The following is a 12,104-nucleotide window of genomic DNA, read 5'->3' on the forward strand; positions in this document are numbered from 1 at the left end:
GCGCGGCCGCGACCACCGGCCGGACCGGATCGGCGGCCCGTACCGGGGTGACCAGGATGTCGATGACGCCGCCGCAGGTCAGACCCACGGCAAAGGCGTCGTCGTCGCTGTAGCCGAAGCGCTCCAGGACGGACTCGCCGTCCCGCAGCGCCTGTTGGCACAGCTCGTAGACCGCGCCCTCCACACAGCCGCCGGAGACCGAGCCGATCGCCGTGCCCTCGGCGTCCACCGCGAGCGCGGCGCCGGGCTGCCGGGGCGCGCTGCCGCCGACGGCCACCACGGTGGCCACGGCGAAGTCACGGCCCTGCTCGACCCACCGGTTCAGCTCCTCGGCGATGTCCAGCATCTGTCTCGGTCTCCTTAAGGCTGCGGGGGGTATGGCGGGCGTCAGTGGACGCCGAGCCAGCTCTCGATCGGGTTGAGGGCGAAGTACACGAGGAACACCGCCGTCAGGATCCACATGAAGGCGCCGATCTCGCGCACCTTGCCCTGGGCGGTCTTGATGGCGACGTAGGAGATGACGCCCGCGGCGACACCGGTGGTGATGGTGTACGTGAACGGCATCAGGACGACGGTCAGGAACACCGGGACGGCGGTGGCCCGGTCGGCCCAGTCCACGTGCCGGGCGTTCATCAGCATCATCGCGCCGATGACGACGAGGGCGGCGGACGCGACCTCCTGCGGCACGATCGCCGTGAGCGGTGTGAAGAACAGACAGGCGGCGAAGAACGCGCCGGTGACGACCGAGGCGAGGCCCGTGCGCGCGCCCTCCCCGACACCCGTCGCCGACTCGATGAACACCGTCTGGCCCGAGCCGCCGGACACGCCTCCGATCGCGCCGCCGGCCCCGTCGATGAACAGTGCCTTGGACAGGCCCGGCATCCGGCCCTTGTCGTCGGCGAGCTTGGCCTCGGTGCCGACGCCGATGATCGTCGCCATCGCGTCGAAGAACCCGGCCAGCACCAGCGTGAAGACGATCATGCCGACGGTCATCGCGCCGACCTCGCCCCAGCCTCCGAACTCCACGTTCCCGAAGAGCGAGAAGTCGGGCATGGACACCGCGCTGCCGTGCAGTTCGGGTGCCCCGGCCGCCCACTGCTTGGGGTCGACGACGCCGGCGGCGTTCAGGATCGCGGCGACGATCGTGCCGCCGGTGATGCCGATGAGGATGGCGCCCGGGATGTTCCGGGCCTGGAGCATGAAGATCAGCAGCAGGGTGCCGGCGAAGAGCAGGACCGGCCAGCCGGCCAGTTCGCCCGCCGGGCCGAGCGTGACGGGGGTCGCCTCGCCCTGGTGCACGAAGCCGGACTTGTAGAAGCCGATGAGGGCGATGAACAGGCCGATGCCCATGGTGATGCCGTGCTTGAGCGCGAGCGGGATCGCGTTCATGATCATCTCGCGCAGGCCGGTGACGACCAGCAGCATGATGATCACGCCGTACATCACGCACATGCCCATCGCCTGCGGCCAGGTCATCTCGGGCGCGACCTGGGAGGCGAGGACACCGGAGACGGACAGGCCCGCGGCGAGGGCGAGCGGCACCTTGCCGACGAACCCCATCAGCAGCGTGGTGAGGGCCGCCGCGAACGCGGTCGCGGTGATGAGCCCCTTCTGCGCGAGGGTGTCCCCCGCCGCGTCCTTCCCGGACAGGATCAGGGGGTTGAGAAGGAGGATGTACGCCATCGCCATGAAGGTGGTGACGCCGCCGCGCACCTCACGCGCGACCGTCGATCCTCTGCCGGATATGTGGAAGTACCGGTCGAGCCAGGACCGTCCGGCGGGGACGCGGGTGCCTTCGCCCGCGTCCTCGGCTGTGGTCCTCGGCTCTACTGACTGCTGGGTCATGTGGGCCTACTCCCAAGTTTCATAGGGGGTTGGGATGCACGACCCGGGGGACGGCCCGAGACGAACGAAAGGGGTCCGGGGGACACGGGAACGCGGCCCCCCGGACGGGACTCTCCTGCTCAGGCCTCGGAGAGTGACGTACCCGTGAGGTGCTCGGGCCGTACCGGAGTCCGGTTCAGCTCGAGCCCGGTCGCGTTCCGGATGGCCGCGAGGACCGCCGGCGTCGACGACAGGGTGGGTGCTTCGCCGATGCCGCGCAGCCCGTACGGGGCGTGCTCGTCGGCGAGTTCGAGGACGTCGACCGGGATGGTCGGCGTGTCGAGGATGGTCGGGATCAGGTAGTCGGTGAAGGAGGGGTTGCGCACCTTCGCCGTCTTCGGGTCGACGACGATCTCCTCCATGACCGCCACGCCCAGGCCCTGGGTCGTGCCGCCCTGGATCTGGCCGAGCACGGACAGCGGGTTGAGCGCCTTGCCGACGTCCTGGGCGCAGCCCAGCTCGATGACCTTCACCAGTCCGAGCTCGGTGTCGACCTCGACGACGGCGCGGTGCGCGGCGAAGGAGTACTGGACGTGCCCGTTGCCCTGCCCGGTGCGCAGGTCGAAGGCCTCGGTCGGCCGGTGCCGCCACTCCTCCTCGACCTCCACGGTCGCGCCCTCCAGGATGTCGGCCAGGTCGCCGAGGACCTCACCGCCGTCGGTGACGACCTTGCCGCCCTCCAGCAGCAGCTCGGCCGTGGCCCAGGCCGGGTGGTAGGAGCCGAACTTGCGGCGCCCGATCTCCAGCACCTTCTCGCGGACGAGCTCACAGGCGTTCTTCACGGCGCCGCCGGTGACGTAGGTCTGCCGGGAGGCGGAGGTCGAACCGGCGCTGCCCACCCGGGTGTCGGCCGGGTTGATGGTCACCTGCGCGACACCCAGCTCGGTCCGGGCGATCTGCGCGTGGACGGTGACACCGCCCTGGCCGACCTCGGCCATGGCCGTGTGGACGGTGACGACGGGCTCGCCGGCCACGACCTCCATCCGCACCTTCGCGGTCGAGTAGTCGTCGAACCCCTCGGAGAAGCCCACGTTCTTGATGCCGACCGCGTAGCCGACGCCGCGTACGACGCCTTCGCCGTGCGTGGTGTTGGACAGGCCGCCCGGCAGCTGCCGTACGTCGGCGCCCTCGCTGGACTCCCACTGGCGCTCCGGCGGCATCGGCATCGCCTTGACGCGGCGCAGCAGCTCGGCGACGGGAGCCGGGGAGTCGACGCGCTGCCCGGTCGGCAGCAGCGTGCCCTGTTCCATGGCGTTGAGCTGCCGGAACTCCACCGGGTCCATGCCGAGCTTCTGCGCCAGCTTGTCCATCTGCGCCTCGTAGGCGAAGCACGCCTGGACCGCGCCGAAGCCGCGCATGGCGCCGCAGGGCGGGTTGTTGGTGTAGAGGGCGATGGCCTCGATGTCCACGTCCTCGATCACGTACGGGCCGACGGACAGCGAGGAGGCGTTGCCGACGACCGCCGGGGAGGCGGAGGCGTAGGCGCCGCCGTCCAGGACGATCCGGCACTTCATGTGGGTCAGCTTGCCGTCGCGCGTGGCCCCGTGCTCGTAGTGGAGCTTCGCCGGGTGGCGGTGGACGTGCCCGAAGAAGGACTCGAACCGGTTGTAGACGATCTTGACGGGCTTGCCCGTGCGCAGCGCCAGCAGGCAGGCGTGGATCTGCATCGACAGGTCCTCGCGGCCGCCGAACGCGCCGCCGACACCGGACAGCGTCATCCGCACCTTGTCCTCGGGCAGGCCGAGCACGGGTGCGATCTGGCGCAGGTCGCTGTGCAGCCACTGGGTGGCGATGTAGAGGTGGACGCCGCCGTCCTCCTCGGGGACGGCGAGGCCGGACTCGGGGCCGAGGAAGGCCTGGTCCTGCATGCCGAAGGTGTACTCGCCTTCGACGATGACATCGGCCCGCCGCCGAGCGGCTTCGACGTCACCGCGGATGATCGGCTGGCGGTGGACGATGTTCGGGTGCGGGACGTGCCCGGCGTGGTGGTCGTCGCGGCCCTCGTGGACGAGGATCGCGTCCGGCGCGGTCGCGGAGGCCTCGTCGGTGATGACGGGCAGTTCACGGTAGTCGACCTTGATCTTCGCGGCGGCGCGGCGGGCCGTCTCCGGATGATCGGCGGCGACGATCGCGACCGGCTCTCCGTGGTGGCGGACCTTGCCGTGGGCGAGGACCGGGGTGTCCTGGATCTCCAGGCCGTAGTTCTTCACCGCGGTCGGCAGGTCGTCGTACGTCAGCACGGCGTAGACACCCGGCGTGGCCAGTGCCTCGCTCGTGTCGATGGAGACGATCTCGGCGTGCGCGACGGTCGACCGGAGGATCTGGCCCCACAGCATGTCCTCGTGCCACATGTCGGACGAGTACGCGAACTCGCCGGTGACCTTGAGGGTGCCGTCCGGGCGGAGCGTGGACTCGCCGATGCCGCCCTTGGTCCGGGAGCCCTGGGTGATCTTCGTGGGTGCGCCATTGGTGGGCATGCTCAGACCGCCTCTCCCTGCCTGGCGGCCGCCAGGCGGACCGCGTCCATGATCTTCTCGTAGCCGGTGCAGCGGCAGAGGTTGCCCGACAGCGCCTCGCGGATGTCGGCGTCGCTCGGGTTGGGGTTCCGCTCCAGCATCTCGTCGGCGGCGACCAGCAGACCGGGGGTGCAGAAGCCGCACTGGACGGCGCCGGCGTCGATGAACGCCTGCTGGATCGGGGAGAGTTCGGTGCCCTCGCCGGTCTGCGAGTCGCTGCCCTTGGCCTGCCACCCCTGGGCGTTCTGCAAGGACGTACCGCAGGCCCCGGTCGCGCAACCACCCTCCGCCCGCTGCTTGGCGAAGTCGGCGAGCCCCTCGACGGTGACGACCTCGCGGCCCTCCGCCTGCCCGGCGGCCACCAGACACGAACACACCGGCACCCCGTCGAGCCGGACCGTGCAGGACCCGCACTCCCCCTGCTCACAGGCGTTCTTCGACCCGGGAAGGCCCATGCGCTCCCGCAGCACGTAGAGCAGGGACTCGCCCTCCCAGACGTCGTCGGCTTCCTGCGGACGGCCGTTGACCGTGAAGTTGACGCGCATTACGCAGCTCCCTCCGTGTGGCGGCGGGCGCCGCGGTAGGACTCCCAGGTCCAGGTCAGCGTGCGGCGGGCCATGACGCCGACCGCGTGGCGGCGGTAGCTCGCGGTGCCCCGGACGTCGTCGATCGGGTTGCAGGCGGCGGAGCACAGGTCGGCGAACTGCTTGGCGACCGACGGGGTGACGATCTTCCCGTTGTCCCAGAAGCCGCCCTCCTCCAGAGCGGCGTTCAGGAACTCCTCGGCGGCCTTGGCCCGAATGGGGGTCGGGGCGGCCGAGCCGATACCCGTCCGCACGGTCCGTGTCTCGGGATGCAGCGCCAGCCCGAACGCGCACACGGCGATGACCATCGCGTTCCTGGTCCCCACCTTGGAGAACTGCTGCGGCCCGTCGGCCTTCTTGACGTGCACGGCCCGGATCAGCTCATCGGCCGCCAGCGCGTTGCGCTTCACGCCCTTGTAGAACTCGTCGATCGGGATACGGCGCGACCCGCGCACCGACTCGACCTCCACCTCGGCGCCCGCGGCGAGCAGGGCGGGGTGGGCGTCGCCGGCCGGGGATGCGGTGCCGAGGTTGCCGCCGACGCCGCCGCGGTTGCGGATCTGCGGGGAGGCGACCGTGTGCGAGGCGAGGGCAAGCCCCGGCAGTTCGGCGCGCAGGTTCTCCAAGATCCTCGTGTACGGCACGGAGGCACCCAGCCGTACGCTCTCCTCGCCGACCTCCCACTCGGAGAGATCGCCGACGCGGTTCAGGTCCATGAGGTACTCGGGCCGGCGGTGGTCGAAGTTGATCTCGACCATCACGTCGGTGCCACCCGCAATCGGCACAGCTGTGGGGTGCTCGGCTTTCGCGGCGAGCGCCTCCTCCCAGCTGGCGGGGCGAAGGAAGTCCATGACCGGCTCTCTTCTCCGTCTTCTCGTGGGGCGTTCAGATTGAGCCAATCCGTGTGCGGCGGTCCCGGCTCGTTCATGTGCTGTTAACGCGTAGTGGCCTCAGTACACAGCGCCGTACTCCGACGGGGTCAGTCACGGAAACCATGAAGGAGTTGGCTGGCCAGGACGGGCATCTTGTAGATTCGTATGAACAGAGGCCATCAGAAACCTCCTCGTTCTCCTGTGGAAACACGCGACACAGCCGCGTGACCTGGAACACAGCCGGGACAGGGTTTGATTTCGAGACAAAGATCGGCGGCGACGAGAATGCGGCTGCGCGCACTGCTGGACACCGACGCGCTGGGCCTCAAGCTGCTCGGCGGCGAGGAAGAGCTGGATCGCACGGTGCGCGGCGTGATGACCACCGACCTCCGCGACCCCAGCCGCTATCTCTCGGGCGGCGAGCTGGTGCTCACGGGCCTGGCCTGGCGCCGGGACGCCGAGGACTCGGAGCCGTTCGTCCGGATCCTCGCGCAGCAGGGCGTGACGGCCCTCGCCGCGGGCGAGGCCGAGCTCGGAGACGTCCCGCACGACCTGGTCGCGGCCTGCGAACGCCACCGGCTCCCCCTCTTCGCGGTGCACGAGTCGGTGGCGTTCGCGACGATCACCGAGCACGTCGTACGGCAGGTCTCCGGCGAGCGTGCCGGAGACCTCGCGGCGGTGGTCGACCGCCACCGCCGGATGATGACCTCGGGCCCGGCGGGCGGCGGCCCGGACGTGGTCCTGGACCTGCTCGGCTCGGACCTGGACCTGCGCGCCTGGGTCCTCGCGCCCACCGGCCGGCTGATCGCGGGCTCGAAGGCCGCGGGCCCCGCCGCCCTGCCCGCCGAGACCTGCGGGCGCCTGGCGGCGGAACACCTGACCGCCACCCGCACGGGCCGCCGCGCCCCGCACCGCGTCCTGCTGGGCGGCACCACCTACTCCCTGTTCCCGGTCCGTTCGGCGGGCCGCTCCCCGGGGACCGCCCGGGACGTCCGCGAGAGCCTGCTGTCCGACTGGCTGCTGGCCGTCGAGGCGGACGCCGGGGACTGGGCCGACGAGCGTCTCGACCTGCTGTACGGCGTCACCCAGCTGATCGCGGTCGAGCGCGACCGCCGCGACGCGGCCCGCACGGTCCGCCGCCGTCTCGCCCAGGAGGTGCTGGAACTGGTCCAGACGGGCGCGGCCCCGGCCGAGATCGCCGCCCGTCTGCGGGTGGCCGCGCCGGTGCTGCTGCCGGGCCTCGGGGCCGCGCCGCACTGGCAGGTGGTCGTGGCCCGCGTCGACTGGGACGGGGAGGGGATCGAGGGCGGCCCGGTGGCCCAGGCCCTGCTGGAGGAGATCCTTGTCGACCCGCTCTCCGCGGGCCCGGAGCACTCGGACCGCATCGCCGTCGCCCACACCGGCGACGAGGCCATCGCCCTGGTCCCCCTCCCCGCCGTCTCGACGGAGCACGACGGCTCCGAGACCGGTGTCCTCGCGGACGCGCTCCTGGAGTCTGTACGTGACCCCCTCACGGCGGGTCTCGACGGCGACGGACACCTCACCCTTGGCGTCAGCGCGGCCGTGCACTCGGCGGAGGGGCTGCGGGGCGCCCTGGAGGAGGCCCGCCACGCCCGCCGGGTGGCGGCGGCCCGCCCGGGCCGGGTCTGCGCCGCGGGCCACCAGGAACTGGCGTCGCACGTCCTGCTGCTGCCGTTCGTCCCGGACGACGTCCGCCGTGCCTTCACGGCCCGCCTCCTGGACCCCCTCCGGGACTACGACCGTCGCCACCGGGCCGAGCTGATCCCCACCCTGGAGGCGTTCCTGGACTGCGACGGCTCCTGGACCCGCTGCGCCGGCCGCCTCCACCTGCACGTCAACACGCTGCGCTACCGGGTCGGGCGGATCGAGCAGTTGACGGGCCGTGATCTTTCGCGGCTCGAGGACAAGCTGGATTTCTTCCTGGCCCTGCGCATGAGCTGAGACACGGGGTGTCCCGTCCCAAACACGGGACGCCCCGGAGTCCCACGACTTTGTGAAATCCTTCACCCACCCCCTTGGCCCGACCCCGCGATTCGTGCTGAGATGCCGCCACCACTCAACAGCTCGATGGCGTGCTCGGGGAGGGCAACGTGGCGCATACCGCCATGTCTGGTAACGGAACGACCGCTGGTGACGATCCCCTCCAGACCGCGGTATGGCGGCTGCGCTCACGCGGGTGCTGGTCCGACGCGGCCGCCCTGCTGCTGCCGGATACGCCCGCGTCGGCGCTCCAGCGGGCGTCGTTGCTGGTGGAACGGTGTCTGTACACCGAGCAGGGCTGGGAGGAGGCCGAGGACGCGCTGCGCACGGCCGAGGCGCTGGCCCACAGCGACGACGAGCGCGGCGCTGCCGCTTGTGAACGCGGTTACTTGGCCTACGCCTCGACGCTGCTCGTGGTCCGGGACCGGGCCGACGAGGCGCGGGCCGCGCTGGGGCGGGCGGCGGCGCTGATCCCTCCGGGGGCTCCGCAGCGGGCCCTGCTGGACTTCCGTCGCGGTCTCGCGGCGGAGAACCTGACGAGCTCTCCGCAGGCGGCGCGGGCCGCGTACCGCCGTGCGCACGCGGGGGCGACGGCGCATGCCAACCCGCTGTTGCTGTCGTTCACATGGCGCCATCTGGCCGGACTGGCCCTGCGGGACGGGGAGTTGGCGGAGGCCCGCCACGGTTTCGCGGAGTCGCTGCGGATCCGGGAGGAGCTGGGGTATCTCGTCGGTACGGCCCCCGCGCTGGTGTCACTGGCCGACACGGAGACCGAGCCGGAGGCGTCCCGGCTACGTGAGGAGGCCCGCCGGCTGTTCCGGCTCCTCGGGGGCGTACCGACATGGCTGTCACGGCAGTTGGCCCCGTTGCCCCCGGCGGCGACGGCTTGAGCACATCACGAGCCACCCGGCGTCGCGGCTGGGGCCGGGTAGGTCCGCAGCCCGGCGGAACGGGGTGCCGCTGCGCCCACCCGTGCCGCCCTTAGCGGCACGCATGCCCGCAGTTGAGTGGACCCGCACCCGCCGGCTCACGGAAGGGGCCGTGTCGGGGGGTGTCCGCCCGCAGCGGTTGTCGCGTCAACGGACAGTCAGTCGGTATGGCACCCCATCGCGACGTTCCGAGGACGGACACCCCCCGGCGCGGCCCCGACCCATCACCGCCGCGCAGGCGCGACACGCACCTTCAGCCCGCGCCCGTGAAGTGCTCCCCCACCAGCACCCGCACCACATCCAGATCCCGGGCGATCAACGCGTCCAGCAGCGCCGTGTGTTCATGCGCGTCCGCCACCAGCTCGGCCCGCCCCCGGCCGCCCGGCCCGCCCCCGACCAGCGGCCACTGCGCCCGCCGGTGCAGGTCCTCCGCGATCTGGACCAGCTGCTCGTTGCCGGAGAGGGACAGCACCGCCCGGTGGAACACCCGGTCGGACTCCGCATAGGTCGCGCGGCAGCCGGAGGACGCCGCGCGGACCGTCGCCTCGGCGAGAGGCCGCAGCTCGGCCCAGCGTTCGGCGGGAACCGCGCGGGCCAGCCGCAGCATCACCGGGACCTCGATCAGCGACCGGACCTCGGCCAGTTCCGCCAGCTCCCGCGCCCCCCGTTCGACCACCCGGAACCCACGGTTCGGCACGACCTCGACGGCACCCTCGATGGCCAGCTGCTGCATCGCCTCCCGCACCGGCGTCGCCGAGACCCCGAACCGCTCGCCCAGCACCGGCGCCGAGTACACCTCACCGGGCCGCAGATCCCCCGCCACCAGCGCGGCCCGCAGCGCGTCCACGATCTGCCCGCGCACGGAGGACCGCTGGACGACGGGCCTGGGCCGCGGGAGGGCCGGCTCACCATGCGTGTGCTCACCCCGCACGGCCCCCTCGGCACGCACCGCGCCCTCAGCACGCACCGCCCCTGCCTGCCGCGGCACCCGCGCCCGCCCGTCCGGCACAGCCGGCCAGGGCTCCTCCGTCCCGGCGGAGCCCTGCGCGCCCTGCTTCACGGGTCCTCCTCCGGACGTATCGGTACTTGGGGTCATTACGGCGGGTTGTTACTCGTCCGTCAAGCACCTTAAGCGCCTCGAGCGCCAGTTCAAATCCCAGCGATCTTGAGTTAGGTTAGGCTTACCTCTGAATGGATCGGTGATCGCATGCCCGTGCCCCGTTCGGCCGTCTCCGGCGCCTACGCCCGTCTGGCCGAGGTCCTGCCGGGACTCGCCGTCACCGAACTGGCCCCCGACGACGCGACCCCGCAGGGCGGCGGCTGGGCCGCGGCCACCGACCTCGCGGCCGCCGGCCCCGCCCTCGACGCCTTTCTGTCCTGGGACGAGGACCAGATACGACGGGACTACGACCAGCGGGCCCGACCCGATGTGGTCGCCAGCTTCGGCCTGCACCGGTACGCCTGGCCCGCCTGCCTGCTGATCACCGTCCCCTGGTTCCTGAACCGCCGCGTGCCCCGCTACCCCGTGACGCACGTCTCGTACGACCGCACCGCCCCCGGCCACCCCATCGGCCGTATGGCGGTCCGCCCGGCCGGCTTCGCCTGTCTGCCCGGCGACGAGGCCGCCGCGCTGCCCGGCGCCCGGGTCGTCCCGGACGAGGAGGCACTGCGCGCCGAGGTGCGGTCGGCGGTCGCCGAGCACCTGGAGCCGGTCCTGACCGGTTTCGGACCCCGGATGCGGCGTCGCGGCCGGGCCCTGTGGGGCATGGCGACCGACGAGATCGTCGAGGGGCTCTGGTACATCGCCCAGCTGTTCGGGGAGATCGAGGAACGGCGCGCGATGCGCGAGCTGGAGCTGCTGCTGCCGGGCGCGACCAAGCCGTACGTGGGCACGGCGGCGTTCCGGGAGCTGACCGGCCCCGGCGGCGAGCCGCTGCGCACCCGGGACCGCGCGAGCTGCTGCATGTTCTACACGCTGCGCCCGCAGGACACCTGCGCCACCTGCCCACGCACCTGCGACGCCGACCGGGTCACCAAGCTGCTGGCCACGGCCAGTTGAGACACGCTCAGAAGTAGCCGGCTCCTCCCGTAGGATCATCGCGGAAACTCGCAGCAAGTTCCCGGAGAACCACCCGTACGGGTAGTCTTGTTCGAACTCAACTCCCGCCCCTCACGCGGCAGTTCGAGCAGAACGCCGCCCTGAACATTCCCTTGCACTTCCTTGGCGGCCTCTTGCCCCGAAACCCCCTGAGGGCCGTTGGGATTGGGCCACTATGGCGGGCGTTACGCCCTATCCCAATGCAAGGGACCCCCAGATGAAACTGACCGACATATCGCTGAACTGGCTGCTTCCGGGCGCCGTGCTTCTCCTGGGCATGCTGGCGGCGATAGCGGTTCTCGCGCGCGGCAAGCGCTCCTCGGTCAAGGACACGAGCGCGGACGATTCCTGGGAGCGCAGCGAGGAACGCCGCAGACGCAAGGAGGCCCTCTACGGCACCGTCTCCTACGTCCTCCTCTTCTGCTGCGCGGCCGTCGCCGCCGCGCTCTCCTTCCACGGCCTGGTCGGCTTCGGCGAGCAGAACCTCGGCCTCAGCGGCGGCTGGCAGTACCTCGTCCCGTTCGGCCTGGACGGCGCGGCGATGTTCTGCTCCGTGCTCGCGGTGCGCGAGGCCAGCCACGGTGACGCGGCACTCGGCTCCCGGATACTGGTCTGGACGTTCGCCTTCGCCGCGGCCTGGTTCAACTGGGTGCACGCGCCCCGGGGCATCGGCCACGCGGGTGCCCCCCACTTCTTCGCGGGCATGTCCCTGTCGGCGGCGGTGCTCTTCGACCGCGCGCTGAAGCAGACCCGCCGCGCCGCCCTGCGGGAGCAGGGCCTGGTGCCGCGTCCGCTGCCGCAGATCCGTATCGTGCGCTGGCTGCGGGCCCCCCGGGAGACGTACAGCGCCTGGTCGCTGATGCTCCTTGAGGGCGTGCGCAGCCTCGACGAGGCGGTCGACGAGGTGCGCGACGACAAGCGCAAGAAGGACGAGGCCCGGCAGCGGCGCCGCGACCAGCAGCGCGTGGAGCGGGCCCAGCTGAAGGCGATCAGCCGCGGTCACCGCGGCCACTTCGGCCGCGGCGGCGGCCGGCAGCTGGAGGTGCAGGTGGAGCGCGGCTCCTCGCAGGTCTCCGCGGAGCCTGCCATATCCGCGCCGGAGCCGCTGCCCGTCCGCTCGCGTCCCTCCCTGCAGCCCGCTCGCAAAGGAGCTGAGCCGCTGACCGTCGACCTCACCGCCGAGGACGACACCATGGCACTGCCGCGACTCGACTCCCTGG

At 71.8% G+C, this 12,104-nt stretch carries 10 protein-coding genes; 4 read left to right on the forward strand and 6 right to left on the reverse strand.

The features are described 5' to 3' along the window. The 5 genes from ACWIF2_RS37975 to ACWIF2_RS37995 form a co-directional block, all read right to left on the reverse strand. Positions 1–346, reverse strand: a 346-nt coding sequence (locus ACWIF2_RS37975; RefSeq protein WP_454365899.1) for an XdhC family protein, incomplete at its 3' end; no start/stop codon positions are given. A 41-nt stretch (positions 347–387) separates the two neighbouring features. Continuing rightward, positions 388–1,845 (reverse strand): NCS2 family permease, encoded by a 1,458-nt coding sequence (locus ACWIF2_RS37980; RefSeq protein WP_454365901.1) that lies wholly within the window; start codon positions 1,843–1,845, stop codon positions 388–390. Positions 1,846–1,964: 119 nt separating this feature from the next. Then, positions 1,965–4,361 carry a xanthine dehydrogenase subunit D gene (pucD, locus tag ACWIF2_RS37985; protein ID WP_454365903.1) on the reverse strand — a complete coding sequence of 799 codons (2,397 nt, stop codon included), beginning with the start codon at positions 4,359–4,361 and terminating at the stop codon, positions 1,965–1,967. A 2-nt stretch (positions 4,362–4,363) separates the two neighbouring features. Beyond that, a complete protein-coding gene (locus tag ACWIF2_RS37990) occupies positions 4,364–4,945 on the reverse strand; it encodes a (2Fe-2S)-binding protein (protein WP_454365905.1) in 582 nt (193 codons plus the stop codon). Next, positions 4,945–5,835 carry an FAD binding domain-containing protein gene (locus tag ACWIF2_RS37995; protein ID WP_454365907.1) on the reverse strand — a complete coding sequence of 297 codons (891 nt, stop codon included), beginning with the start codon at positions 5,833–5,835 and terminating at the stop codon, positions 4,945–4,947. Before ACWIF2_RS37995 ends, ACWIF2_RS37990 begins: the two co-directional genes overlap by 1 nt. Positions 5,836–6,141: 306 nt before the next feature. Between ACWIF2_RS37995 and ACWIF2_RS38000 the strand changes: the two genes are divergently transcribed. Both ACWIF2_RS38000 and ACWIF2_RS38005 read left to right on the forward strand, forming a co-directional pair. Continuing rightward, entirely contained in the window at positions 6,142–7,818 is a 1,677-nt protein-coding gene (locus ACWIF2_RS38000) for a PucR family transcriptional regulator (RefSeq protein WP_454365909.1), read from the forward strand. Between the two features lie 164 nt (positions 7,819–7,982). After that, positions 7,983–8,747 (forward strand): hypothetical protein, encoded by a 765-nt coding sequence (locus tag ACWIF2_RS38005; protein ID WP_454365911.1) that lies wholly within the window; start codon positions 7,983–7,985, stop codon positions 8,745–8,747. Positions 8,748–9,039: 292 nt separating this feature from the next. Here the strand turns inward: ACWIF2_RS38005 and ACWIF2_RS38010 are convergent, their stop codons facing one another. Beyond that, positions 9,040–9,846 carry a GntR family transcriptional regulator gene (locus ACWIF2_RS38010; protein WP_454365913.1) on the reverse strand — a complete coding sequence of 269 codons (807 nt, stop codon included), beginning with the start codon at positions 9,844–9,846 and terminating at the stop codon, positions 9,040–9,042. 147 nt (positions 9,847–9,993) lie between these two features. On the opposite strand from ACWIF2_RS38010, the gene ACWIF2_RS38015 reads away from it, so the two are divergent. After that, positions 9,994–10,845 (forward strand): (2Fe-2S)-binding protein, encoded by an 852-nt coding sequence (locus tag ACWIF2_RS38015; RefSeq protein WP_454365915.1) that lies wholly within the window; start codon positions 9,994–9,996, stop codon positions 10,843–10,845. A 256-nt stretch (positions 10,846–11,101) separates the two neighbouring features. After that, positions 11,102–12,104, forward strand: a 1,003-nt coding sequence (locus tag ACWIF2_RS38020; RefSeq protein ID WP_454365917.1) for a DUF2637 domain-containing protein, incomplete at its 3' end; no start/stop codon positions are given.

The sequence above is a fragment of the Streptomyces sp. NPDC055506 genome (genome assembly GCF_053643595.1).